This is a genomic window from Pseudomonas sp. DW-iso17 (genome assembly GCF_058725345.1).
Genome location: NZ_JBZXEA010000011.1, coordinates 543,551 through 569,346, shown reverse-complemented (window position 1 = coordinate 569,346; position 25,796 = coordinate 543,551). Strand labels below are relative to the sequence as shown.

General features: G+C 61.0%; 20 protein-coding genes. 10 read left to right on the top strand and 10 right to left on the bottom strand.

Annotated features, from left to right (window positions below; translation table 11 throughout):
- Window positions 1-32: 32 nt before the first annotated feature.
- Window positions 33-995 (top strand): CobW family GTP-binding protein, encoded by a 963-nt coding sequence (locus AC4PS6_RS10480; RefSeq protein WP_336827116.1) that lies wholly within the window; start codon window positions 33-35, stop codon window positions 993-995.
- On the opposite strand, the gene AC4PS6_RS10475 is transcribed toward AC4PS6_RS10480, so the two are convergent.
- On the bottom strand, window positions 989-1,384 hold the full coding sequence (locus AC4PS6_RS10475) for a DUF3301 domain-containing protein (protein WP_003195752.1): 396 nt from the start codon (window positions 1,382-1,384) through the stop codon (window positions 989-991). The two genes, AC4PS6_RS10480 and AC4PS6_RS10475, sit on opposite strands and share 7 nt — an antisense overlap.
- A 117-nt stretch (window positions 1,385-1,501) precedes the next feature.
- Between AC4PS6_RS10475 and pdxY the strand changes: the two genes are divergently transcribed.
- Window positions 1,502-2,374 (top strand): pyridoxal kinase PdxY, encoded by an 873-nt coding sequence (gene pdxY / locus AC4PS6_RS10470; protein WP_014720557.1) that lies wholly within the window; start codon window positions 1,502-1,504, stop codon window positions 2,372-2,374.
- Between the two features lie 133 nt (window positions 2,375-2,507).
- Here the strand turns inward: pdxY and AC4PS6_RS10465 are convergent, their stop codons facing one another.
- Window positions 2,508-2,993: an acyl-CoA thioesterase gene (locus AC4PS6_RS10465; RefSeq protein WP_003195747.1), complete on the bottom strand. Its 486-nt coding sequence runs from the start codon at window positions 2,991-2,993 to the stop codon at window positions 2,508-2,510.
- A gap of 282 nt (window positions 2,994-3,275) precedes the next feature.
- On the opposite strand from AC4PS6_RS10465, the gene AC4PS6_RS10460 reads away from it, so the two are divergent.
- Window positions 3,276-5,036 carry a cation:proton antiporter gene (locus AC4PS6_RS10460; protein WP_103452133.1) on the top strand — a complete coding sequence of 587 codons (1,761 nt, stop codon included), beginning with the start codon at window positions 3,276-3,278 and terminating at the stop codon, window positions 5,034-5,036.
- Window positions 5,037-5,105: 69 nt separating this feature from the next.
- Here AC4PS6_RS10460 and AC4PS6_RS10455 read toward each other — a convergent pair whose 3' ends face one another.
- The 3 genes from AC4PS6_RS10455 to uvrD all read right to left on the bottom strand — a co-directional run bounded on the left by AC4PS6_RS10455 (window position 5,106) and on the right by uvrD (window position 8,916).
- Window positions 5,106-5,513: an SMI1/KNR4 family protein gene (locus AC4PS6_RS10455; protein ID WP_014720555.1), complete on the bottom strand. Its 408-nt coding sequence runs from the start codon at window positions 5,511-5,513 to the stop codon at window positions 5,106-5,108.
- 135 nt (window positions 5,514-5,648) lie between these two features.
- Window positions 5,649-6,515 carry a Tim44 domain-containing protein gene (locus tag AC4PS6_RS10450; protein WP_003195740.1) on the bottom strand — a complete coding sequence of 289 codons (867 nt, stop codon included), beginning with the start codon at window positions 6,513-6,515 and terminating at the stop codon, window positions 5,649-5,651.
- Between the two features lie 217 nt (window positions 6,516-6,732).
- Window positions 6,733-8,916 (bottom strand): DNA helicase II, encoded by a 2,184-nt coding sequence (gene uvrD / locus AC4PS6_RS10445; RefSeq protein WP_014720554.1) that lies wholly within the window; start codon window positions 8,914-8,916, stop codon window positions 6,733-6,735.
- A gap of 278 nt (window positions 8,917-9,194) precedes the next feature.
- Between uvrD and AC4PS6_RS10440 the strand changes: the two genes are divergently transcribed.
- From AC4PS6_RS10440 to AC4PS6_RS10430, 3 genes are all read left to right on the top strand, one after another.
- A complete protein-coding gene (locus AC4PS6_RS10440; RefSeq protein WP_014720553.1) occupies window positions 9,195-12,068 on the top strand; it encodes a putative bifunctional diguanylate cyclase/phosphodiesterase in 2,874 nt (957 codons plus the stop codon).
- A 162-nt stretch (window positions 12,069-12,230) separates the two neighbouring features.
- A complete protein-coding gene (hexR, locus tag AC4PS6_RS10435; protein WP_003177007.1) occupies window positions 12,231-13,097 on the top strand; it encodes a transcriptional regulator HexR in 867 nt (288 codons plus the stop codon).
- Window positions 13,098-13,302: 205 nt separating this feature from the next.
- Window positions 13,303-13,500: a PA3496 family putative envelope integrity protein gene (locus AC4PS6_RS10430; protein WP_020302818.1), complete on the top strand. Its 198-nt coding sequence runs from the start codon at window positions 13,303-13,305 to the stop codon at window positions 13,498-13,500.
- On the opposite strand, the gene AC4PS6_RS10425 is transcribed toward AC4PS6_RS10430, so the two are convergent.
- A complete protein-coding gene (locus tag AC4PS6_RS10425; protein ID WP_014720552.1) occupies window positions 13,430-14,404 on the bottom strand; it encodes a LysR family transcriptional regulator in 975 nt (324 codons plus the stop codon). The genes AC4PS6_RS10430 and AC4PS6_RS10425 overlap by 71 nt on opposite strands.
- Before the next feature lie 196 nt (window positions 14,405-14,600).
- On the opposite strand from AC4PS6_RS10425, the gene AC4PS6_RS10420 reads away from it, so the two are divergent.
- Both AC4PS6_RS10420 and oadA read left to right on the top strand, forming a co-directional pair.
- Window positions 14,601-16,016 (top strand): acetyl-CoA carboxylase biotin carboxylase subunit, encoded by a 1,416-nt coding sequence (locus AC4PS6_RS10420; protein WP_003195732.1) that lies wholly within the window; start codon window positions 14,601-14,603, stop codon window positions 16,014-16,016.
- 11 nt (window positions 16,017-16,027) lie between these two features.
- Window positions 16,028-17,836, top strand: coding sequence for a sodium-extruding oxaloacetate decarboxylase subunit alpha (oadA, locus tag AC4PS6_RS10415; protein ID WP_003195730.1), 1,809 nt, complete (start codon window positions 16,028-16,030; stop codon window positions 17,834-17,836).
- Window positions 17,837-17,920: 84 nt separating this feature from the next.
- Here the strand turns inward: oadA and AC4PS6_RS10410 are convergent, their stop codons facing one another.
- Together AC4PS6_RS10410 and AC4PS6_RS10405 are read right to left on the bottom strand one after the other, a co-directional pair.
- Window positions 17,921-19,222 carry an autotransporter outer membrane beta-barrel domain-containing protein gene (locus AC4PS6_RS10410; protein WP_014720551.1) on the bottom strand — a complete coding sequence of 434 codons (1,302 nt, stop codon included), beginning with the start codon at window positions 19,220-19,222 and terminating at the stop codon, window positions 17,921-17,923.
- Between the two features lie 109 nt (window positions 19,223-19,331).
- Window positions 19,332-22,298, bottom strand: coding sequence for an autotransporter outer membrane beta-barrel domain-containing protein (locus AC4PS6_RS10405; protein ID WP_336827109.1), 2,967 nt, complete (start codon window positions 22,296-22,298; stop codon window positions 19,332-19,334).
- Between the two features lie 223 nt (window positions 22,299-22,521).
- Here AC4PS6_RS10405 and AC4PS6_RS10400 point away from each other — a divergent pair, with 223 nt between their 5' ends.
- Entirely contained in the window at window positions 22,522-23,862 is a 1,341-nt protein-coding gene (locus AC4PS6_RS10400) for a type II toxin-antitoxin system HipA family toxin (RefSeq protein WP_038452025.1), read from the top strand.
- Window positions 23,859-24,137, top strand: coding sequence for a helix-turn-helix domain-containing protein (locus AC4PS6_RS10395; protein WP_014720548.1), 279 nt, complete (start codon window positions 23,859-23,861; stop codon window positions 24,135-24,137). The genes AC4PS6_RS10400 and AC4PS6_RS10395 overlap by 4 nt, the downstream gene beginning before the upstream one ends.
- 3 nt (window positions 24,138-24,140) lie before the next feature.
- Here AC4PS6_RS10395 and AC4PS6_RS10390 read toward each other — a convergent pair whose 3' ends face one another.
- Both AC4PS6_RS10390 and AC4PS6_RS10385 read right to left on the bottom strand, forming a co-directional pair.
- Window positions 24,141-24,911 carry an amino acid ABC transporter permease gene (locus AC4PS6_RS10390; RefSeq protein WP_014720547.1) on the bottom strand — a complete coding sequence of 257 codons (771 nt, stop codon included), beginning with the start codon at window positions 24,909-24,911 and terminating at the stop codon, window positions 24,141-24,143.
- The gene (locus AC4PS6_RS10385; protein WP_103452131.1) at window positions 24,908-25,729 is read right to left on the bottom strand and encodes an ABC transporter substrate-binding protein; all 822 of its coding nucleotides are present in this window, start codon (window positions 25,727-25,729) and stop codon (window positions 24,908-24,910) included. The genes AC4PS6_RS10390 and AC4PS6_RS10385 overlap by 4 nt, the downstream gene beginning before the upstream one ends.
- Window positions 25,730-25,796 lie beyond the last annotated feature (67 nt).

The following is a 25,796-nucleotide window of genomic DNA, read 5'->3' as shown; positions in this document are numbered from 1 at the left end:
AAACGCTCTACACGGCCTGAACCATGCCTCTTATGCTGCAGAACATTCCTACCCATGTGATTGCCGGGCCATTGGGCGCCGGCAAGACCAGCCTGATCAAGCACCTGCTTGCCCAGCGCCCGGCCAACGAGCGCTGGGCGGTGCTGATCAACGAGTTCGGCCAGATCGGCCTGGATGCAGCCTTACTCACCCAAGACGATGACGGTATCGCCCTGGGCGAGGTGGCAGGCGGCTGTTTGTGTTGTGTGAACGGCGCACCGTTCCAGGTAGGGCTGGGCCGCTTGTTGCGTAAGGCTAAGCCGGACCGGCTGTTTATTGAACCCTCAGGCCTGGGCCATCCGGCGCAATTGCTCAAGCAACTGCGGCAGGCGCCATGGCAAAACGTGCTGGCCGTGCAGCCTTGTGTGCTGGTACTCGATGCCCAGGCGTTGGCGGCGGGCAGGCCGTTGCCCCAGGCACAGCAGGAGGCGTTGACCAGTGCCGGCCTGCTGGTGCTGAACAAGGACGAGACGCTGACTGCTACGCAACGTCAGGCGATTGAAGCGCAATTACCCGATTGCCCGCGCCATTGGACATGCCAGGCGCAATTGCCACTCGACCGGTTGCCCGGTTTGAAAGCACAGGCCCAAAGCGCTGTGGATAACTTTGCGGTGCCTGAAGCAGTGGGGCAAATGCCGGCGATCTGGAGCGACCCTGGGCTGCCGATCTGTTTGAGCCAGAGCCAGGATGGCGGCTGGAGTATCGGCTGGCGCTGGCACCCAAGCCAGCGATTCGATGTTAGCCGTCTGCATCAGTGGCTATCGAGTTTGGGCTGGTGCCGGGCCAAATTGGTTATCCACAGCATTGACGGCTGGGTGTCCGCCAACGCTGTGGATAACAGCCCACTGCACTGGCAACCCAGCGCTTGGCGGCGCGATTCACGTGTTGAGTTGATCTTCAGCGCACCACAGGACGTGGCCGCATTGCAAAGCGCCCTGGCAGCCTGCCGTTACTGATGTTTCTTGCTGGCGTGGTCCTGGCGCCACTGGCTCAATTCGATGATCTCGGCGCTGGGCAGCGGCTCCTTGGTTTCGAACGGGTAGGGCGCCAGTTCGATCTGCGCGCTGTGGGCGCCGAATTGGGTGATGACCCCGGCGTGCCGGGTTTCGCCGGTCACCGTAAACTCGAAATTATAGATGCGCGCCAGGCGTCGGCGGCCATTGGCATCCTTGACGAAACCGATGCGTTTGAGCGCCACGGCACCGTCGAGCAGCTCGATATCGAGCTTGGCGCAATGCTGCTTGACCCGCGCCAACGCCCGTTCACGCAAGCCGTGGTTGTGCCAAACCCAGGCGGCGCCGGTGGCCAGCAGCATCAAGACGAAGATGTTTCCCAGGGTCAGCATTCCATGAACTCCAACAAAGTGAGCGCAGCTTAACTGTGTCGCCGGTCTGTCGTACAGGCTGCGTTTAGTCGCATACTGCTCGGCCAGAAATTCAACGGTTTTACGGAAATCTCCCGCATGAAACGTACACCTCACCTGCTTGCGATCCAGTCTCATGTGGTCTTCGGCCACGCCGGAAACAGCGCCGCCGTGTTCCCCATGCAGCGGGTCGGGGTGAATGTCTGGCCGCTCAACACGGTGCAGTTTTCCAACCACACACAGTATGGACAGTGGGCGGGCGAAGTGTTGGCGCCGCTGCAAATTCCTGCGCTGGTGGAGGGTATTGCCGCGATTGGCGAGCTGGGCAACTGTGATGCGGTGCTGTCCGGGTACCTGGGCAGTGCAGACCAGGGCCGTGCCATCCTCAGCGGTGTGGCGCGCATCAAGGCGATCAACCCCAAGGCGCTGTACCTGTGCGACCCGGTGATGGGCCACCCGGAAAAGGGTTGCATCGTGCCGCAGGAGGTCAGCGATTTCCTCTTGGATGAGGCTGCCGCCATGGCGGACTTCCTGTGCCCCAACCAACTGGAGCTGGACAGTTTTGCCGGGCGCAAGCCGCAATCGCTGTTCGATTGCCTGGCGATGGCCAAGGCCTTGCTGGCGCGCGGGCCCAAGGCTGTGTTGGTCAAGCACCTGGATTACCCAGGCAAACTGCCAGAAGGGTTTGAAATGCTGTTGGTGACGGCCGACGGCAGTTGGCACTTGCGTCGGCCCCTGCTGGCGTTTCCGCGTCAGCCAGTGGGCGTGGGCGACCTGACGTCCGGGCTGTTCCTGGCGCGGGTACTGTTGGGGGATAGCCTAGTGGCCGCTTTTGAGTTCACCGCTGCGGCCGTGCATGAAGTGCTGCTGGAAACCCAGGCCTGCGCCAGTTATGAACTGGAACTGGTGCGGGCCCAGGACCGTATTGCCCACCCTCGTGTGCGCTTCGAAGCCACACCGATCAGCCTGTAATGACACAGAACCCAATGTGGGAGCGGGCTTGCCCGCGATGGCGGTATCTCAGTCAAAGCGATGTCGACTGAACCACTGCTATCGCGGGCAAGCCCGCTCCCACATTTTTTTGAGTTGATTCGCCGCTTGGAGTTTACGGCGCGTCGGCTTTGATTTCCCGGTAGCGCTTTTCCAGTTCCTGGCGAATCTGCCGACGTTGCTGAGCCTGCACAAAGCGGCGCTTGTCCTCGCTGTTCTGCGGCTGCAAGGGCGGTACGGCGGCAGGTTTGCGCTGGTCGTCCACGGCCACCATGGTGAAGAAGCAGCTGTTGGTATGGCGCACCGAGCGTTCACGGATGTTCTCGGTCACCACCTTGATGCCCACTTCCATCGACGTATTGCCGGTGTAGTTGACTGACGCCAGGAAGGTCACCAGCTCACCGACATGAATCGGCTCGCGAAAAATCACCTGGTCCACCGACAGCGTGACCACATAACGACCGGCATAACGGCTGGCGCAGGCGTAGGCCACTTCGTCGAGGTACTTGAGCAGCGTGCCGCCGTGCACATTGCCAGAGAAGTTGGCCATGTCAGGGGTCATCAGTACCGTCATCGACAGCTGGGCGTTTCCGGGTTCCATAGCACACTCACGGGTTGTAGGCATTGGTTGGGGGGAGGCACCTCTGCGGGTACTCAAAGTCTTTGCAGCGCCATCCCTAACGGGACGCCGTCAGGCGGCTTGCCGTCACGCGCGCAGCGATCTGTTTCCATATATTGCACCGGCTTTCCAGCAGAAGTCGCGGTGTTACCCTTCAAAAGCCCTTCTCAGGGCTTTTCTTACGATCAAGGCAGACTTTTCCGACCCTTCAAAGGCGCGGCCAGAAGTGGGAAAAGCGCCGGCACCCTCAAGGAGCCCCTCGCCATGCACGCCATCAGCTTTATCCAGGACTTGGCCGTGATCATGCTGGTGGCAGGGGTGGTCACTATCCTGTTTCACCGCTTCAAGCAGCCGGTGGTGCTGGGCTACATCGTTGCCGGCTTCATTATCGGCCCCCACACCCCGCCGTTTGGCCTGATCCACGATGAAGACACGATCAAGACCCTGGCGGAGCTGGGGGTCATCTTCCTGATGTTCTGCCTGGGCCTGGAATTCAGCCTGCGCAAGCTATTCAAGGTAGGGGCCACGGCGTTTATCGCGGCGTTCCTGGAAATCGTGTTGATGATCTGGATCGGCTACGAGATCGGCCGCTGGTTCGACTGGAGCACTATGGACTCGCTGTTCCTCGGCGCGATCCTGGCAATCTCCTCGACCACCATTATCGTCAAGGCCCTCAACGACCTGAAGATGAAAGACCAGCGGTTCGCCCAGCTGATTTTCGGCGTGCTGATTGTGGAGGACATCCTGGGTATCGGCATCATTGCGTTGCTGTCGAGCATTGCGGTGAGTGGCACGGTCAGCTCCGGCGAGGTGTTCTCCACGGTCGGCAAGCTCTCGCTGTTCATGATTGTCGCCCTGGTGATTGGTATTTTGCTGGTGCCGCGCCTGCTGGCTTATGTGGCCAAGTTTGAAAGCAACGAGATGCTGCTGATCACTGTATTGGGGCTGTGCTTCGGTTTCTGCCTGTTGGTGGTGAAGTTGGAATACAGCATGGTGCTCGGAGCCTTTTTGATCGGCGCAATCATGGCTGAATCCCGCCAGTTGATTAAGATCGAGAGCCTGATCGAGCCCGTTCGCGACATGTTCAGCGCAATTTTCTTCGTGGCGATTGGCTTGATGATCGACCCGCAGATTCTGCTGCAATACGCCTGGCCCATTGCGGTGATCACCGTGGCCGTGGTGCTGGGCAAGATGCTGTCGTGCGGGCTGGGCGCGTTTATCGCCGGCAACGATGGTCGCACCTCGCTGCGGGTTGGTATGGGGCTGTCACAAATTGGCGAGTTTTCTTTCATCATCGCGGCGCTGGGGATGACCCTGCAGGTCACCAGCGACTTTCTGTATCCCGTGGCGGTGGCCGTTTCGGCGATCACCACACTGCTGACGCCCTACCTGATTCGCGGGGCCGACCCGCTATCATTGAAGATCGCCGCACTGATGCCCACGCGAATGAGCCGAGTGTTCGGCATGTATGGAGAATGGTTGCGCAGCATTCAGCCCCAGGGCGAGGGGGCGATGTTGGCCGCGATGATCCGCAAGATCATCCTGCAAGTCGGGGTAAACCTGGCATTGGTGATCGCAATCTTCTTTGCCGGCAGCTTTTTCGCAGGGCGCATCGGTGGGTATCTGGAAGGCTGGGTCAGCGATCAAAGCTGGCAGAAGGCGTTGATCTGGGGCGGGGCGCTGCTAGTGTCGTTGCCGTTTCTGATTGCGGCGTATCGCAAGCTCAAGGCGCTGTCGATGCTGCTGGCGGAGATGAGCGTGAAGCCAGAGATGGCCGGGCGTCATACCCAGCGTGTGCGAAGGGTGATTGCGGAGCTGATCCCCCTCTTGTCGCTGCTGGTGATCTTCCTGCTATTGGCAGCCTTGTCGGCCAGTATTCTGCCGACCAACAAGTTGCTGGTGTTGATTGCCGTGGTCACGGCGGCGGTGGCTGCAGTGCTCTGGCGCTGGTTTATCCGTGTGCATACGCGGATGCAGGTTGCGTTGCTGGAGACGCTGGACAACCACAAGGATACGGAACACTGACTGGCGTTGGCGGGGGCTGCTTTGCAGCCCAGCGGGAGCAAGCTCCCTCGCCACAAAAGCTATCAAGTATCAGCTTTCCAGCCAGACGTCCCGTGCCCAGTGCCACACCGATTCCCAGGTTTCTTCGGTGACCAATTCTTCTTCGGCGGACCACAACACCACGGTGCCGTCTTCTTCGACGCAGTAGTAGTCGTCGCCGTCCTGGCAGATAGGAATCAGGCTGCGATCAACACCGGCATCCCAGGCGTTGGCCGCGACGTCCGGCAGGTAAGTGTGGGACTGCGGGTCGGTGACGGTCACTGGCTCCAGGCTGCCATAGACTACGTCGCTGACGGTCAGCAAGAATTCACGGAAGACAAAGGGGATGTCGATGAACAGTTGTTCCTCGATTTCCACCAGCAGGTCTTCGTCAGGTAGCTCCAAAGGAACCGGGACCGGTTCGTTGGCTTCACGCAGTTGTTCGATGATTTCTTCCACGGCCGGGATCCTCTTGCTAGATGGCGCGGTTTATAGGGGCGTTTTATACAGTAGCTCGCTATAAGTGCAACCGTGAAATAGAAAACCCCGGACATGTCCGGGGTTTTTGTTACCGCTTGCTCAAACGCGCAGGTATTAGCCGTTCTGGCGGATACCGGCGACCAGCCATGGCTGGTCGTCGCCCTGGGCGCGTTCCATGTTCCAGCTTTCGCTGAACACTTCGCCCTGGTCGAAACGCGAGGACTTCGACACACCGCTGAAGGTCAGGGTGGCGATGGTCTTGTCGGCACGATCGTCCACGCCATCGAGCTGTACGCGCAGGTCGTCGATGTAGGTCGACTGGAAGGCGTCACCGATCTCGGCACGTTCGCGCTTGAGGAACTCCAGCAGTTGCGGGGTCACGAACTCGGAGATCTTGTCCATTTCGTTGGCGTCCCAATGCTGTTGCAGGGACTGGAAGTGGCTGCGGGCCGCTTCGACGAAACGCTCTTCGTTGAACCAGGCCGGTGCGTTGATCACCGGACGGGCGGCAGGGGCTGCCGAACCACCGAAGATCGAACCCATGGCAGGCTTCTGTTCGAACGCTTCACGCTGCATCGGCGCGCCGGCTGGAGCCAGGTGCTCCTGCTGCTTGCGGCGACGGGCGGCGATAAAGCGGAAGACCAAAAAGGCGATGACGCCCATGATCAGGATGTCGAAGATCTGCATGCCCTGGAAGCCGTCGCCCATGAACATGGACGCGAGCAGGCCACCGGCGGCGATGCCGGCCAGTGGGCCCAGCCAGCGCGAAGCACCGCCGGCCTTGGCAGCAGCGCCAGCGGCACCGGCTGCGCCTGCAGTAGCCGCAGCACCGCCCGCACCGGCGGATGGAGCCATTTGGCTGGTCTGGTGAGTCGGTGCCGCGCCCGAGCTTTTGCCGCCACCGAAGCGTTTGGCGTTGGCGTCGAGGCTCATCGTCAGGCCGATGCACAACGCCATGGCGATGCTAAGAAAACGTTTCATATAGGGAATTCCCATTTGTGGATTGCACGCGCGCCATGTTGCACAGGTGTCGTGGCAGTGGCTAGCGGCATAATGTTTCGGGCTTTTGCGTAAGACCAAATCCGAAGGGTCTGTAGGACTAATTACAGATATTGGCCCGCACGCCTCTAAAACAAGGGAGGGCCAATAATCTTCATGTTACGCAGTGTTTCATGATGGTGGGCTTATTGTGGCCAGCTCAGACCGCTTCGAGCTTGGCGTAACCCATCATCAGCCACTTGCTGCCCTCGGCGAAGTTCACCTGCACCCGGGCCTGGGCGCCGGCGCCTTCGAAGTTGAGGATCACGCCTTCGCCGAAGATCGCATGCTTGACCTGCTGGCCCAGGCTGAACGGGGTTTCCGGTATTTCGGAACCGGCAAACATGCTGCTGGAGTTCTGTTGCTGGCCACCGCCGAACGGGCGGCTGACGCTGTTGGACAAGCGCACTTCCTGGATCAGCCCCTTGGGCACCTCACGTACGAAGCGCGACACCTTATTGTAGGTTTCGCTACCGTACAGGCGTCGGGTCTCGGCGTAGGTCATCACCAGGTTCTGCATCGCCCGGGTAATGCCCACGTAGGCCAGGCGGCGTTCTTCTTCAAGGCGGCCGGGTTCTTCCAGGCTCATCTTGTGAGGGAACAGGCCTTCCTCCATGCCCACCAGGAACACGTAAGGGAATTCCAGGCCTTTGGCGCTGTGCAAGGTCATCAGCTGGATGCTGTCTTCATGCTCGTCGGCCTGGGTATCGCCGGCTTCCAGCGAGGCGTGGCCCAGGAAGGCGGCGAGCGGCGTCAGCTCTTCGTCGTCCTCGGTGTTTTCGAACGCGCGGGCGGCGCTGACCAGTTCCTCAAGGTTTTCTACCCGGGCCTGGCCTTTCTCGCCTTTTTCCGCTTCGTGATAGGCGATCAGCCCGGACTGCTCGATCACGGTCTGAGTCATCAGGTGCAGTGGCATCTCTGCGCACTTGGCGGCCAGGTTCTCGATCAGCTCGACAAACACCCCCAACGCCCCGGCAGCACGGCCAGTCAGGCCTTTGTTGGCGATCAGCAAGCGCATGGCTTCCCACATCGACACATCGGCATGGCGCGCATGGTCGCGGATCGCTTCAACGGTTTTCTCGCCAATGCCACGCGCCGGGATATTGATCACCCGCTCCAGCGCCGCATCGTTACCACGGCCCTCAAGCAAACGCAGGTAGGCCATGGCGTTCTTGATTTCGGCACGTTCGAAGAAGCGCTGGCCGCCATAGATGCGGTAGGGGATGCGCTCGCGCAGCAACGCTTCTTCCAGCACCCGCGATTGGGCGTTGGAACGGTACAGAATCGCGATATCGCTACGGGCCAGGCCGGTTTTCAGTGCGCTTTCGATGGTTTCCACCACATAGCGCGCTTCATCGTGCTCATTGAACGCCGCGTACAGGTTGATCGCTTCGCCTTCCCCGCCGTCGGTCCACAACTCTTTGCCCAGGCGCCCGGTGTTGTTGGCGATCAAGGCGTTGGCCGCCTTGAGGATCCCGGCGGTGGAGCGGTAATTCTGCTCCAGGCGGATGGTCACCGCGTCCGGGAAGTCTTCGGAATACTGGTAGATGTTCTCGATTTTCGCGCCGCGCCAGCCGTAGATCGACTGGTCGTCATCGCCCACCACCATCAGGCTGTCGCCGCCCTTGGCCAGCAGGCGCAACCAGGCGTACTGCACGGCGTTGGTGTCCTGGAACTCGTCCACCAGGATATGGCGGAAGCGTTTCTGGTAATGGGCCAGCAAACCGGGGTTGTCGCGCCACAGGTCGAGGGCACGCAGCAGCAGTTCGGAGAAGTCGATGACGCCGGCGCGCACGCAGGCCGCTTCATAGGCCTCATAAATGCTGCGCATGGTGGCCAGGAACAGGTCGCCGCTGGCCTGGATATGTTGCGGGCGCAGGCCCTCGTCTTTCTGGCCGTTGATAAACCACTGCGCCTGACGCGCCGGCCAGCGTTGTTCGTCCAGGCCCAGTTCGCGGATCACGCGCTTGACCAGGCGTTGCTGGTCGTCGCTGTCGAGAATCTGGAAGGTCTGGCTCAGCCCCGCTTCCTGCCAATGCGCCCGCAACAGGCGGTGCGCCAGGCCGTGGAAAGTGCCCACCCACATGCCGGCCGGGCTGATGCCCATCAACTGCTCGATGCGATGACGCATCTCGGCAGCGGCCTTGTTGGTGAAGGTCACCGACAGGATGGAATGCGGGGACGCGTTTTCGACCTGGATCAACCAGGCGATACGGTGCACCAGCACTCGGGTTTTACCGGAGCCAGCACCGGCCAGGACCAACTGACGGCCAACGGGGGCCGCTACGGCCTGGCGTTGGGCATCGTTGAGGGAGTTCAGCAAAAGAGAGAGATCATCGCGCATCGACGCATTCTATGGGCCTTGGGGGGCCTGGGCAAATCCCAATGCCGGATGGTCGGTGCAAAACGCCTGCGGGCTAGCGACGCGGCGAACATTCTGACGGGGGTGATGACCGGTTGGTCATCGGCCGCAACCCGTGCCGTGTCTTGCTCAAGCGGTCTGGGCCAAAGGTTTGCGGCCAATCGCAGCAGGTTTTTTATGACTTGTAGCAGTTTGGCCCAGGCGCTTGCTTGTGTATGCTCCGTCGACGTTTCGGGCTCACCATTATAAGAACACCGCCTATGACCCTTAGCACCGACCTGTTTGGCCCCTCGCCGGCCCCAGCACAGGTCATCCGTAAACACTATGCAACCCAAATCGCGGTTGAGCGCACGCGCCTGCTCTATCAGGGCTCGTTGCTGCCGACGCTGCTGATGCTGGTCAACGGGCTGGTCTGCGCCTGGTTGCTGTGGAACCCCAATCAATACCTGCTGGACAGCGTCTGGCTGCTCTGGCTGCTGGCCCTGGTGGCGATGCGCGTGATTCAAGTAGCGGCCTTTGACTCGGCCATGCCCAGCCGGCAGGCCCAGCCCGTGTGGCGCCGTATGTTCATGCTCGGCTCGGCGGTCAGTGGCCTGACCCTCTCGGCTGCGGCCATTGCCCTGGTGCCCACGGACAGTTTCATGCATCAAGCCTGGGTGTTTGGCCTGATCGGCGCCGCCACCTTGTCGGCCAGCGTTGCCTATGCCGTGAGCTTTTGGGCCTACCTGTCGTTTGCCTTGCCGTGCCTGGTGCCGGCCATCGTCTACCTGTTCTGGAATGGCACACCGCAGCAACAAGGCTGGGGCGTGCTCGGGCTGATCCTGCTGGCGTCCCTGAGCCTGGTGGCGTGGCAGGTCAACCGCCTGATCCAGCGCGGGTTGTTGCGCCGTTTCCAGAACCAGGCCCTGATCGAGCATTTACAGCAGGCGCAGCAACGCAGTGAGCAGTTGAACCAAGACCTGGTGCGCGAAGTCGAGCAGCGCCGCGAGGTGGAGCAGAACTTGCGTGAAGCCCAAGTCGGCTTGCAAGACCGTGTGGCGCAACGCAGCCAGCAATTGGATGCTGCCAGCCTCGCCTTGAGTAAAAGCGAAGCGCGCCTGGCCATGGCCCTGCAAGCCAGTGAACTGGGCCTGTGGGACTGGAACCTGCAAACCGACGAGGTCCACCACACGCAACTCAAGGAGTTGTTTGGCCTGGAGCCCGAATACGTCACGGCGATGCTCAGCCACCTCAAACCGCGCTTGCACCCCGACGATCTGCCACTGCTCAAGCACGCGCTGGTAGAGCACCTCAAGGGTCGCAGCGAGGACTATCAGGTGGAATACCGGATACGTCATGGCGATGGGCATTGGGTGTGGATCGAAGACCGCGGGCGCGCCGTGGAGCGCACGCCCAGTGGCCGCGTCATCCGTATGCTGGGCACGCGTCGCGATATCAGTGCCAGCAAGGCCGTAGAAGAGCAGCAACGCCTGGCTTCGACGGTGTTCGAGGCGGCCAGCGAAGGCATTGTGATCCTCGACCCGAACTACGCGCTGATCGCCGTGAACCAGGCGTTCAGCCGCGTCACCGGCTTTGACATCGACGACATGCTTGGCCGCAACGTCGTGGAACTGCCCTGCAGTCGCGATGCGCGGCGCCACTTCCCGCTGATCCGCCAGGCATTGCTCAGCCACGGCACCTGGCAGGGCGAATTGGTGGAGACGCGCAAGAACGGCGAACTGTACCCGCAGTGGCTACAACTGAACGTGGTGCGCGATGTGCGGGGAAACGTCAGTCATATCGTAGGCTTCTTCGCCGATCTGTCCGCCCGGCGCGAGTCGGAGGAGCGCATGCGCTACCTCACCCACTATGACGAGTTGACGGGCCTGGCCAACCGTTCGCTGTTTCGCGAACGGCTGCGCGAGGCTCACCAGCGCGTGCGCCAAGGCGGTCGCAGCCTTGCGCTGCTGCATATCAACCTCGACCGCTTCAAATTGCTCAATGACAGCCTGGGCCATGAAGTGGCCGACCAACTGCTGCAGAAAATGGCGCGGCGCTTGATCAACGCGCTGCCGGAGGCCGACACCATTGCGCGCCTGTCCGGTGATGAATTCGCCGTGTTGTTTGACGCCTATGGCAACCTATCGAGCCTGGCGCGGGTGGCGACCCGGCTGCTGGCGAAATTGCGCGTGCCGGTGAATGTGGAGGGGCATGAACTGGTGGTCAGCGCCTCGATGGGCGTCAGCCTGTTGCCGGATAACGCACGGGAAATTTCTGCACTGGTCAGCCAGGCGAATATGGCGATGCAGCACGCCAAGCATTTGGGCGGGAATAATTTCCAGTTCTTCACCGACAGCCTGCAAGCCAGCACCCTGGAGCGTTTGCAGCTGGAAAACCACCTGCGCAAAGCCATCGACGAGCGTCAGCTCACGGTGTTTTACCAACCCAAGCTGTGCCTGGCGACGGGAAAGCTGAAGGCTGCCGAGGCGTTGGTCCGCTGGGAGCATCCGCAGTGGGGCATGGTGCCGCCGAGCGACTTTATCGGTTTGGCGGAAGAAACCGGCTTGATCGTGCCGTTGGGTGAATTTGTGCTGCGCCAGGCCTGCTGGCAGGCCTGCGAATGGCAGCGTCAGGGGCTGGCGCCGATTCGCGTGTCGGTCAACTTGTCGGTGCATCAGCTGCGCCAGGGCAAGCTGGTCAGCCTGGTACGCCAAGTGCTGGAAGAAACCGCACTGGACCCGCAATACCTGGAGCTGGAACTGACCGAAAGCCAGTTGCTCGACAGCGTTGAACACATCATCGCCACCTTCCAGCAACTGCGTGACCTGGGGGTGAAGCTGGCCATCGACGACTTTGGCACCGGTTACTCATCCCTCAGCTACCTCAAACGTATCCCGGTGGACTACGTAAAGATCGACCAGGCCTTTATTCGCGGGCTTGGCCAGGGGCGCGAGGATGCGGCAATCACCCGTGCGATCATCGCCATGGCCCACGGGTTGGCGCTCAAGGTAGTGGCCGAAGGCGTGGAGGATCAGCAGCAGCTGGATTTCCTGCGCGGCGAGCAGTGTGACGAGGTACAGGGTTACCTGATCAGCCCGCCCATGCGGGCCGAGGGGCTGGCAGATTTGTTACGTAAAAATGCAGATTTTTCTTAGCGCAGCGTAGGCCGCCTTTATGGCTACATAGCGCCTGCCCGCTGAATCAGGGGGGAGCAGGGCGATTTAGTGATGCATCACACGGGCAAAACGACAATTCTTGTAGTATAACTACAAGCTTGCTACATCCCTGGCGCCTGCCAATAACAAGAGTCCTGCCCTTTGAACCTGTTGCAACATATCGCCCAGTCGCGCCACCTGTTACGCAAATCGGAACTCAAGGTTGCCGATCATGTGCTGCTTGACCCTGCGGCCGTGATGCACAGTTCCATGGCCGACCTGGCCCACAGCGTGGGCATCAGTGAGCCGACCATCGTGCGCTTCTGTCGCGCCATTGGGTGCTCCGGGTTTCAGGATCTGAAACTCAAGCTGGCGCAAAGCCTGGCTGCTGGTGCGAGCTTCGGCCAGTTTGCAATCCATGAAGACGACTCCGTCGCCGACTACAGCCTGAAAATCTTTGACACCACCTTGCACACCTTGATGGAAGTGCGCGAGAAGCTCGACCCGGTGGAGCTGCAAAAGGCCGTGACCGCGATGTCCCAGGCCCAGCGCGTCGAGTTCTACGGCTTCGGTGCGTCCGGCGCGGTGGCGGCCGATGCCCAGCACAAGTTCTTCCGCCTGCTGCTGACCGCCGCGGCCTACAGCGACCCGCACATGCAGGCGATGTCGGCGGTGACCTTGAAGCCCACAGACGTGGCCATCTGCATTTCCCAATCAGGTCGTTCCAAAGACCTGCTGATCACCGCCAACCTGGTGCGTGAAAGCGGCGCTTCGCTGATCACTCTGTGCCCAAGCCAGACGCCATTGGCGGAGCTCTCCACGGTGAACCTGGCGATCGACGTGCATGAAGACACCGAAATCTACACGCCGCTGACCTCGCGCATTGCCCACCTGGTGGTCATCGACGTGTTGGCAATGGGCGTGGCCATGGCCCGTGGCCCGAGCCTGGTCAACCACCTCAAGAGCGTGAAGCGCAGTTTGCGCAGCCTTCGCCTCTCGCCAAAATCCGTCAAAGCCCTCGACGACTGAGGGTCTGTGGGAGCTGGCTTGCCTGCGATAGCGGTCTGCCAGTTACCCTCTTCATTGCCTGATACACCGCCATCGCAGGCAAGCCAGCTCCCACATGGATTTGCGCCAGCTTCGCAAGATTCATCATCCTGTAACCCCCGCGCCGCCAAACCGTCATCCCCCGCGCCCATCCTGTACTCCCCGTACTCGCATTGGGAGACTCCAAATGACCCGGCCCTACGAAGACAGCAACAGCACCGTCAAGACCCGTCGTCAGCAGGAAGACCAGCGCCGCATGGCGTTCCGTCGCGCCATCGAAGACCGTTGCGAGGAGCGCCAGTTGCTCCAGAGCATCAGTGACTACCCGGAACTGCATTGGCAGGCACCCGTGGCTGCCCAGCGAAACGCTCAGCCAACGCGCTGATCTGCACCCGTTCGCTGCGAATAAAGCCCAGGAACGCATGGGCCACCGGTGACAGGCGTTTAGCCTTGGCCTGCACCAGGCACCAACTGCGGTACAGCGGCAGTTCTTCCACCGGCAGCTCCTTGAGCCCGCCGGTGGCCAGCTCCAGGTTCAAGGCGTGGCGCGTCAGCAGGGCCACGCCCAACCCTGCCGCCACACACTCACGCTGCGCCTCCGCCGAGGCCACCTCTACCGTTTGGGTGAAGTGCACGCGTTTTTCCTTGAAGTATTCTTCGCAGGCCAGCCGCGTGCCAGAGCCCGGTTCGCGGATGAGCAGGGTATAAGGCTCCAGGTCTTGCAGGCGCAGCGGCCCTTGCAGGCTCAAGGGATGATCCGGCAATGCCACGGCCACAATCGGGTTGTTGAGAAACGGCAGGAACTCCAGGCCCATGTCTTGGGGCACCATGGACATGATCACCAGGTCATCACGGTTGTCCGAGAGCCGGCGGATTACCTGGGCACGGTTGACCACCGTGAGCTGCAATTGCACTTCCGGATGCTGGCGCTTGAAGGCGGCGAACAGGTGCGGCACGAAATACTTGGCGCTGGACTCCACCGCCAGTTTCAGTTGGCCTTGCAGTGAACCCTGCATGTCCGACAGCTGCATATCGAGGTTTTCCAAGCGCCCGAAAATATCGCGGCTGGCCCGTTGCAAGGCTTCGGCGGCCTCGGTCATGTAGAGTTTTTTGCCGACATAGTCGAACAGCGGCTGGCCGACCAGTTCTTCCAGCTGGCGAATTTGCAGGCTGACCGCCGGTTGGGTGAGTGACATTTCCTCGGCGGCACGGCTGTAGGAACGCAAATCACACACTTCATTGAAGATCTGCAGTTGACGCAATGTCATACGCATCAATGACTTACGCATTTTATAAGCCCTTAGCTCTCCGGTCGTCCGGCCAACTATAAGTCTTTACTTATACACAACCCAATAATTATTGATTTTTGTTAATTCTCCTGTGCGCATAGTGTGTGTCTCGCGACTGTCATGAAACATTTGGTCACGCGCCGACCCGCCTCAAGCGGGTCGAAGAACGCAGCAATCGGCTCAAGGGAATTTCCAAGTGATAAAAAAGATCCTGATCGCCAACCGTGGTGAAATTGCCGTACGAATCGTGCGTGCCTGCGCCGAGATGGGCATTCGCTCGGTCGCGGTTTATTCGGATGCCGACCGCCACGCGTTGCACGTCAAGCGTGCCGACGAAGCCCACAGCATCGGTGCCGAGCCACTGGCCGGTTACCTGAACCCGCGCAAGCTGGTGAACCTGGCGGTGGAAACCGGCTGCGATGCGCTACACCCCGGCTACGGCTTCCTGTCGGAAAACGCCGAATTGGCAGATATCTGTGCCGAGCGCGGCATCAAGTTCATCGGCCCGTCGGCAGAAGTGATTCGCCGCATGGGCGACAAGACCGAAGCGCGCCGCAGCATGATCAAGGCCGGTGTGCCAGTCACGCCGGGCACCGAAGGCAACGTTGCCGACATCCATGAAGCCCTCACCGAAGGCGACCGTATCGGTTACCCGGTGATGCTCAAGGCCACCTCCGGTGGTGGCGGCCGTGGCATTCGTCGTTGCAACAGTCGCGAAGAACTCGAGCAAGCCTTCCCCCGCGTGATTTCCGAAGCCACCAAGGCCTTCGGTTCGGCGGAAGTGTTCCTGGAAAAATGCATCGTCAATCCCAAGCACATCGAGGCGCAGATCCTCGGTGACAGCTTTGGCAACGTGGTGCACCTGTTCGAGCGTGATTGCTCGATCCAGCGTCGCAACCAGAAGCTGATCGAAATTGCCCCCAGCCCACAGCTGACCCCCGAACAGCGCGCCTACATCGGCGACCTGTCGGTGCGCGCGGCCAAGGCTGTGGGCTACGAGAACGCCGGTACCGTGGAGTTCCTGCTCGCCGAGGGCGAGGTGTACTTCATGGAGATGAACACGCGGGTGCAGGTGGAACACACCATCACCGAAGAAATCACCGGCATCGATATCGTTCGCGAGCAAATCCGCATCGCCTCCGGCCTGCCGTTGTCGGTCAAGCAGGAAGACATCCAGCACCGGGGTTTCGCGTTGCAGTTTCGTATCAACGCCGAAGACCCGAAGAACAACTTCCTCCCAAGCTTCGGCAAGATCACCCGTTACTACGCCCCCGGCGGTCCCGGCGTGCGGACTGACACGGCGATCTACACCGGTTACACCATCCCGCCGTTCTACGACTCCATGTGCCTGAAACTGGTGGTGTGGGCGTTGACCTGGGAAGAAGCCATGGACCGCGGCCTGCGTGCCCTGGACGACATGCGCCTGCAAGGCGTGAAGACGACCGCCGCCTACTACCAGGAAATCTTGCGCAACCCGGAATTCCGTAGCGGCCAGTTCAATACAAGCTTTGTGGAAAGCCACCCTGAGCTGACCAACTACTCGATCAAGCGCAAACCCGAAGAGCTGGCCCTGGCCATCGCCGCCGCCATCGCCGCCCACGCAGGCCTGTGAGGAATATAACAATGAGCAAGAAGATCTTCGTAACCGACACCATCCTGCGCGACGCCCACCAATCGTTGCTGGCCACCCGCATGCGCACCGACGACATGCTGCCGATCTGCGACAAGCTCGACAAAGTCGGCTACTGGTCCCTGGAAGTCTGGGGCGGCGCAACCTTCGACGCCTGTGTGCGCTTCCTCAAGGAAGACCCGTGGGAGCGCCTGCGCCAACTGCGCGCCGCACTGCCCAACACGCGCCTGCAAATGCTGCTGCGCGGCCAGAACCTGCTGGGCTACCGCCATTACAGCGACGACGTGGTCAAGGCCTTCGTGGCCAAGGCGGCGGTCAACGGTATCGACGTGTTCCGCATTTTCGATGCGATGAACGATGTGCGTAACCTGCGCGTGGCCATTGAAGCGGTCAAGGCCGCTGGCAAACATGCACAAGGCACCATCGCCTACACCACCAGCCCAGTGCACACCGTGGAAGCGTTCGTGGCCCAGGCCAAGCAATTGGAAGCCATGGGCTGCGACTCCATCGCGATCAAGGACATGGCCGGCCTGCTCACGCCCTACGCCACTGGCGAACTGGTCAAGGCACTCAAAGCCGAGCAGAATCTGCCGATCTTCATCCACTCCCACGACACCGCCGGTCTGGCCGCGATGTGCCAACTCAAGGCCATCGAAAACGGTGCCGACCATATCGACACGGCCATCTCCAGCTTTGCCTGGGGCACCAGCCATCCGGGCACCGAGTCGATGGTAGCGGCCCTTAAAGGCAGCGAGTTCGACACCGGCCTCGACCTGGAACTGCTGCAAGAGATCGGCCTGTACTTCTACGCCGTGCGCAAGAAGTACCACCAGTTCGAGAGCGAATTCACCGCCGTCGACACCCGTGTGCAAGTCAACCAGGTGCCGGGCGGGATGATCTCCAACCTGGCCAACCAGCTCAAAGAGCAGGGCGCTCTTAACCGCATGAGTGAAGTGTTGGCCGAGATTCCACGAGTGCGTGAAGACCTTGGCTTCCCGCCGCTGGTAACGCCGACCTCGCAGATCGTCGGTACCCAGGCGTTCTTCAACGTGCTGGCCGGTGAGCGCTACAAGACCATCACCAACGAAGTGAAGCTCTATCTGCAAGGCGGTTACGGCAAGGCGCCGGGCACGGTGAACGAAAAACTGCGTCGCCAGGCCATCGGCAGCGAAGACGTGATCGACGTGCGCCCGGCGGATTTGCTCAAGCCGGAAATGACCAAGCTGCGCGGTGAAATCGGCGCATTGGCCAAGTCCGAAGAAGACGTGCTGACCTACGCCATGTTCCCGGACATCGGGCGCAAGTTCCTCGAAGAGCGCGACGCCGGCACCTTGGCTCCTGAAGTGCTGTTGCCGATCCCTGAAGCGGGCGGCGTGGCCCGTGCTGGCGGCGAAGGCGTACCGACCGAATTCGTTATCGACGTGCACGGCGAAAGCTACCGCGTGGATATCACCGGTGTCGGCGTGAAGGCCGAAGGCAAGCGTCACTTCTACCTGTCCATCGACGGCATGCCGGAAGAAGTGGTGTTCGAACCGCTCAACGAGTTTGTCAGCAGCGGCGGCAGCAAGCGCAAGCATGCCACCGAACCGGGCCATGTCAGCACGGCGATGCCGGGCAATATCGTCGATGTGCTGGTCAAGGTCGGCGACGTGGTCAAGGCCGGCCAGGCCGTGCTGATTACCGAAGCCATGAAGATGGAAACCGAAGTGCAGGCAGCGATTGCCGGCAAGGTGAGCGCTGTACATGTGGCCAAGGGCGACCGGGTGAATCCTGGCGAAATCCTGATTGAGATCGAAGGCTGATCACAGCCTTCGAGACTGACGTTTAATCCTCGGGGGGGCAGGTGCTCCCCTTTTTTTTCGCCTGAAATTCAGGCGTTCCCGGGCTTAGAAGCTCATTTTCCACTGGCCCATCAGGCCTTGTTCGTGGCCATGGTTGCCGGCTTGGCTGGTATAGGTCAGGCCGACGCTGTGTTGGGTGGACAAGGCAAGGTCCAGGCCTGCTTGCAAGTCAAAGCTATCGCGGTCCAGGGCGGTGCCAGTGATGGTGTAACCGTCGATCAGGCCTGGCGCATAGCGCGAGGTTTGGCGGACCTGGCTATTGACGTCGCCATACAGGTGCTTCCAGCTCGTACTTAGGTGAGGCGTGAGGCTCATGTTGTTGTCGAAGCGATACAGCGTTGCCAGGCGCAGGCCAAAGGTGCTGTTCAAGTTTCGCTGGGTTTGTGGGCCGACGTTCAATGCGGTTACGCCGCCGCTCTCTTTGAAACGGTCGCGCTGATAGCGTTGGTAGCCGAGGCCGACGAAGGGTTCGACAGTGGAATCACCGCTGCCCAATTGATAGCCGAGTTCGGAGAACAGTGTCTGGCTGCTGGCGTTGTATTTGCTTTTGAGCGAGTCGTGGTAATTGAGCAGGCTGACGCTGCGTTTGTTCTGCCCGGCATGGTTGCTGTAGATCGCCCCCAGGCGCAGGGCGAAGGGGCCGTCCTGGCGCACGGCGTAGCCGCCCAAGTGCCAGCTGTCCAGGTTGGCGGCATAACGCGGGGCATCGAAGTGGCTGGAGGTCTTGGCGCCCATGACACCCACCCGCCAGGCATGGTCGAGCGCCCAGTCGGCGCCCAGCAACAGGCCTTGGGTATCGTGCTTCAAGCCGGCGCTGCCGTGTTGTGCGTCTAGGCTGCCGCCGTTGCCCAGGCCTTGCACCCAGAAGTGGCCGTCGTCGTCAGTAGGCAGTGTGCGCAGGGTGGCGAGCAATTGGCGGCTCAGGTGCTGGGTGGTGGCCTGGGTTGCGGTGGCCAGGTTGGCGTTTTGGCTGGCGGCCAGTTGCTCAAGGGCTGCGCCGATCCCTCCGGGTTGCTTGCTCAATTGCTCAAGTGATTTTTGCAGCTCCTTGAGGTCTTCCGAGTCCAACTCGCCGGAGGCCACCAGTTGAATCACTGCCGGCTCCAGCACCTTGGCGACCTGCAGGCCGTTGTGCGAAGTGGCCTGCTGGGTGAGGAATCCGTCGAAGGGCGGTGGAATGGGCGGCGCTTCGAACTTGGGTATAAACGCCCCGCTATAGTCGGTGGCGTCGTAGGGATGGTTCTCATAGGGCTTGTATTCGATATCGCCTCGCGCGTGGGCGGGCTGAAAACTCGCGGCCACTGCCAGGCCGATGACGATTGCGGTTCTTTGAAGTGTAAAGGGCATGAATTCCCAACCTCTGATGAATGAGGCCGGGAATTTAGGCGAGGTGCGGGGGGATAACTGTCAGGCTATCGACCACCGTTTTGCGGGAGTTGTCTCTAGTACGGTGCGATTAAAAACTCATCTGCCATTGGCCGGTCAGCGCATGGTTGCGGCTGTTGCTGCCCACTTCGCCGGTATAGCCCAGGCCCAGGCGATGACGGACGGATAAGCCTACGTCCAGGCCCGCTTCGAGCAACAGGCTGTCCCGATCCAGCGCACTGCCTTGCACATTGAAGACGGTGCCACCGGCCAGGAAAGCCTGGCGTGTGGTGCTGTCGACATCGCCATAGGTGTGCTTCCAGCCAACGCTGGCACGAGGTGTGAGGCTGACGCCGTTGTCCAGCTGGCTCAGGTGCGCCAGGCGAAGGCCGAAGGTGCTGCTGAAGTTGTCCTGGGTCTGGCCCTCGACATGCAACGCAGCGGCGCCGCCTTTTTCGTGATAGCCGTCGCGTTGGTAGCGCTGGTAGCCGAGGTTGGCGAACGGTTCTGCGCTCAAGCGGCCACTACCCATGGCGTAGCCCAGTTCAGCGAAAGCCTGCTGGCTGTTGGCGTCATAGTCGCCCTTGGGGCGGTCGTTAAAACCGTTGAAGGCCACCGTGCGTTTACTGTCGCCCTGATGCCCGCTGTAGGCCGCACCCAGGCGCAAGGCCAGTGGGCCGCTCTGGCGCAGGGCATAGACGCCGGCGTGCCAGCTGTCGACGCTGCCGTCCACACCGGTGGTGTCCAGGTCGGTCTTGGAGTAACCGCCCAGCACACCCAGGCGCCAGTCACTATCCAGCGCCCAATCGGCGCCGAGCACTGTGCCTTTGGTGCGTTGGGTCAAGCCGTTGCTGCCGTGCTCGCCATCGAGCTTGCCGTAGCTGCCGATGCCTTGCAGCCACAGGCGGCCGCGCGCGTTCGGGTCATTGAGGTTGCGCACCTCGGCGGGTACGCCGGTGGCGGCCAGTACCGGCGTGTCTTGGTCATTGAGCCCCACCAGCAGTCCCGCACCGCCACCCACCTGGTGCATGGCGGCGAGCATGCTGTGGCCCACTTGCGCACTGGCATTGAGGGTGGCGCTGGTGAGGTTGGCGGTGCTACTGCCCGCCAGTTGCTCGATGGCTGCCCCGGCTGTGGCGCTGGTGGTATTGAGCAGGGCGTTGTACAGCGGGTTGTTCGTGCCCAGGCCTGCCAGGCTGTTGGCGGCGCTGGCGCCATTGCCGGTGCTGGCGAATTGGTTGAAGGCGATGTCGTTACGGGTGTATGTAAGGCCGACCTGAGTGGCGCTGTAATCCAGGGTTGGGGTCAGGAAGGCGTAGTCGCTGGTGACCTTGCCAAACGTGCCATTGATGCTGCCGGCTTGCAGCACGCTGTAATGGCTTTGCCAGGGGTAGGTGCCTTCGCCGGGGTTGACCGCCAGGGTCGCGCCATTGAGGTAAGCGGTGCCGCCGACCTTGATCGGCGCGCTGCTGCCGTCGGCGTTGACGCCATAGGCCAGGGTCGAGCCGCTGCCCATGCGCAAGTCGCGGTTGATGGTGGCGGTGCCCAACGCGGTGTTGGTCTGCAGGGTGCCGTTCACTACCAGGCTGCCCACCGAGCCGCCGCCGGCATACACACCGCCTGTGTCGACCGTCACGTTACCGGTAATCCCGCCTTGGTTGACCAACTTGGCACCGCTGGAAATCTTGCCGCCGTCGCTGAAATCACCCTGGCCGGTCAACGTCCAGGTGCCTTGCTTGACCGCCAGCCATTCAAGGTTGCGGCTGTTGCCAAAACTGCCCCCTGCGACGTCGTCCAGGGTCAGTCGGTCGTAACCGCTGCCGCCGTCCACCGTGCCGATAAAGCGGCTGCCGTTGCGCAAGATCAGCTGGTCATCGCCGCCGCCCAAATCCAGGGCCAGGCCATTACTGCCGCTGATGGTGCCGCTATTGATAACCGTGTCGGCATAGTTGCCGACGAACTTCACGCCAAAGCCATCCAGGCCCTGAATCGTGCCGTGGTTCTCCAGGATGGTAGCCGCGAGCCCCGGCCCGTCGCTGCCGTCGTCCACCAGGATGGCATTGTTGGCACCACTGACCAACGCGCCTTTGGCGTTGTAGAGAGAGCCACCGCCCAGGGCGATCCCTTCGCTGCCGTTGGCAAAGCCGTTCTTGTCGACACCCCCGGCGCCGACACCCTGGATGACGCCGTAGTTTTCGATATGGGCGATCTTGTCGATGTCCACGCCGTCACCGTCGCCATCCGGTTGCAGCCCGGAGAACGCGCCGGTGATGGTGCCGTGGTTGATCACAGTGCCGTCGCCATCGGAACCAAAGCCCGAGCCGTTGCGGCCGACCACCGTGCCGTAGTTGGTCAGCGTGGCGCCCTCGTCCGTGGTGATGCCATGGCGGCCACCGGAAATCAGGCCATAGTTGGTCACCGTCACGTCGCTGGCGGAGTCGATGTCCACGCCATCGAACTTGTCATCGCGGGAGAAGGTGTTGCCGGTGGAGATCTCACCGTAGTTAGTGATAGAGGCGTTGGCGCCAGTCTTCATGCCGTCGCTGGCCTCCCCGCGAATCAAGCCACCGGCACGGTTGATGATCGTGGTGGTGACGTTGCTGCTGCGCAGCGCATCCAGGTCCAGCCCTTGGCCGGTGGCCGAGCGAAGGGTGCCGCTGTTGTCGATCAGCACGCTGCCGCTGACAACGTTACTGTTGATGCGCAACGCATCATTGGCACCTTGAATCACCCCACCGGCAAGGTTGTAAATGCTGTACCTGCGCTCCCCGCTGACGTTCCCCGAACTGTCGATACCCCGACCGCCACTGGAGACCAGCTTGCCCGCGTTAGTCACCACCACCCCCGCACCGCGGGTGCCGTCCTTGAGCGTCACCGCCACCCCGGAGGTTGTAATGCTGCCAGGCGCCGACGTGGTCAACGTATCACTGCCACCCAGGGTTTGCCCCTGTGTCGTAGGCGTGTCGATCTGCAGGGTCTTGGCTGCGGCTGCTTCAATGAAACCGCCGCTGGCCAACAGGGTGATGGCGAGCGCGAGGCGTTGTGGACACGGGGGCATGCTGGGCGACCTTGTTATGGCAAGCGAGTCGACTGGTATAGCGCAAGGTCGTTGCAGAAATGTGTCGCAGTGATGACGGTCAAGTCGTATGCATTAAATTGCATATCTCCAGGTCTTTCCCCTCCATATCTGCATTTTAATGCATATATAAAGACACTCTATGAGTGAAAAATGCACTATATTGCATGTATTGCTCTCATCACTGCTTAGCAGGTGCACTAAATTGCAGAAAGACACCGCTTACTCTTTGACGCTGCAAATTTTCACCGCCGGGCACTGGCATGATGCTATGCGGCTTGAATTTCCTGAACCGCAACGGGGTTTTGTCGGGCCCTGCAGGTTTCATTACCGCCAGGATTATCTGGCCGATCACCTCGAAGAGATCCAGCAGCCTTTTTGCTACGCGGCCAGTGCCCGGTTCCCGCTGGATTGGGACGTTACGGTGCTCAAGTCAGCCCCCGCTTTTTTGCACGATATCGCGCCAGCCGGCGCGGCCAAGCGCTTTTTGATGCAGCGTCTTGGTCGTGAGAAACCCCAGGCCATCGATGACGACTTGTTCTTGCTGGGGCGCAGTACGTCGGCGCCGATTGGCAACATGCGGATCAAGGAGTCCATCCAAGCCCTGGGCGGTGAAACCCCGATGGGGTTTGCACGACATGAGGTCGTCAGTCGCGATAGCCGTTTCCTGGAATATGCCTATGAACAAGGTGCTGCCATCGGCGGTGCTACCGGAGCAGGGGGCGAGGCACCGAAATTGTTGATGACCCAAGGCGTAGATGGCTTGCTGTATCCAGACGCGATCCTGAATGACGCTGACGTCGCTCAGCACTGGTTCATCAAGTTCGCGCGCAACCAGGCTACGCAGACTGATCAAGATATCCTGCGAAGTGAGTACCACTATTACCGGGCGCTTGAGTCTCTTGGCATCGAAACGGTCGCCACCCAAGGGCTGGCGCTGGAAGAGGCGACAAAACCCAGCCTGTGGATGCATCGTTTTGATCGCAGGCTGGGTGAGGGCGGTGTTGAACGGCTGGCCGTCGAGTCGATCTATTCCTTGGCCGGTGTGACCACCCCTGGCAGCTACATGGATCATCTGGAGGTGGTGAGGCTGTTGGTCGATCAATGGCGAGCAGTGGGACAAGAGGACCACGTCGCAGATCTGGTCGCAGAGTACCTGCGCCGGGATTTGCTGAATAAAGTGCTGGGTAATTCGGATAACCACGGCCGCAATACATCGATCATCCGCGAGCCCAAGGCGCTGCGCCTGGCCCCCATTTATGATTTGGCACCCATGGTAATGGACGCTGAAGCCGTCACTCGAACCACCAAATGGCCCAAACCCTTGGAAATCGCCGGGGATATCAATTGGCGAGCGGTATGCGAGGCTCTGGCCGACCTCGTCGACCCCGAGCAAAGCTTTGAACGCCTGCGACAAACAGCCGAGCACCTGCGTGCATTACCGGATCTTCTGGTGGCCAGTGGCGTGCCCGCTGTGACCTTGAATCACCCAAGCATCCCATTAGGGAAACTGGACCTGCGTCTCAGGCAGTGGGGGTTGAGATGACGATTAGCATGGATGCTCGTGCGTTGTTGATCGACAGCGTCGAACAAGGCTTGGCCGGTGGCTCGCTCGAGCTGGGCTCCGCCGTACGCCGCCTGCGCATCGAAGTGACCGGCCTGCACCAAAGCCAGTTCGCCAGAATGTGCAAAATTTCGGTGCGTACCCTGGTGCATATCGAACATGGCGATGGCAACCCAACCCTGAAATCGCTGAATGCCGTGTTTCGGCCCTTCGGTTTGCAGATGGGCGTGGTCAAGGTGCGGCGCAACAGGCCCTGACCGTCAACCGCGCCGCACGTAGCCCTTGCCGAAATGCCGCTCCATCCGCGCCTGGATCAATTCGAGCCCCAGGGACATCACCCAATAAATGATCGCCGCCGTCGTGAGCATCTCGATATAGCGGTAGCTTGAGCGGCCATAGGACTGCGCCAGAAACATCACTTCCCACACGCCCATCACCGAGATCAGGGAGGAGTCCTTGAGCATCGAGATGAACTGGTTGGTGGCCGGCGGGATGATGGTGCGCATGGCCTGGGGCAGGGTCACGTGCCAGAAGATCGCCCTGTCGCGCATGCCCAGGGCCAGCGCGGCCTCGCGTTGGCCGTGGGGCACGCCGAGGATGCCGGCGCGGAAAATCTCGCTCAGGTAGGCGCCGTAATTCAGTGACAACGCGATGATCCCGGCGACGATGGCGCCTGGCACCAGCCCCAATTGCGGCAGGCCCAGGTAGATCAACAGGATCTGGATCAGCAGCGGCGTGCCGCGAAAGAACGAGGCGTAGAAACTGGCGATGCCGAACGCCACGGCACTTTTGGACAGGCGCCCCAACGCGGTGATAAAGCCCAGCACCGACGACGCGACAATGGCGCACAGGCACAAGAACAGCGTCAGCGCCGCGCCTTGCAGGAAGCCATTGGGCGCAAGGTGCAGGCCGACCAGGTTGGGCAGCTTGTCGAGGATGATCGAGAACTTCAGGTCAAAGCTCAGGAAGAAACTCGCAAACAGCGCGAACAGTGCCGCCCAGGTCAGGTAAAGCCGTAGGCGAAAACTCATCGGCTGATATCGGCGCCGATCCATTTTTGCGACAGCGCGCTCAAGGTGCCGTCCTGCTTGAGCTGGGCGAAGACCTCACGCACTTTGCTGTCCCACTGCGGGTCGCCTTTCTCGATGGCCACCGAATTGGGCTCCGAGTACAGCGGCACACCGGCGAGCTTGAAACGCTTGTCCTGGCTCAGGCGCGGCTGTGCGGTGACCAGGTTGGTGAGGATCGCATCCAGGCGCACGCCAGCGCCCAGGCCCAGATCCTGGAACGCCACGTTGTCGGTGTCGTACGGGGCGATCTGCACCTCCTCGAACGGGTACTGCAACTGCGTGTCTTCGGCGCCTTCGATCACCAGGTTCTTGTTCAGGTAGCTTTCGTAGCTAGAGGCGCTAGTGAGGCCGACTTTCTTGCCGCTCAGGTCCCGGGCGTCGTGGATGCGGTCGTCCTTGGCATTGACCACAATCACGGCGGGCGAGGCGTAGTACTCCACCGGGAAGTCGAACACCTCGGCGCGTGCCTTGCTTGGGGTCATGGAACAGATGCAGATGTCGTAGCGCCCGCTCCAGCGGCCGGCGGCGATCACGTCCCAGGACGGAGTTTCCAGGCGCAACTTCACGCCCAGTTTTTGTGCCACGGCCTTGGCCACGTCCACGTCGAAACCGTCGAGCTGGTTCTGGTCATTGAGAAATGAAAACGGTGGATAGCTTTCCATCAGCACGCCGACCAGCTCTTTCTTCTGCTCGACACGATCCAGCGTGGCACCGCCAAAGGCTTGGGTTGAAGCAGCCAACATCGTCAGGCCCAGGGCCAACAGCGGTCTGAATTTCAAAATCGAACACCTGAATAAAAAAGAGGTTGTTATTAACCGAACGGTACGCATTAAATAGTTATAAGAA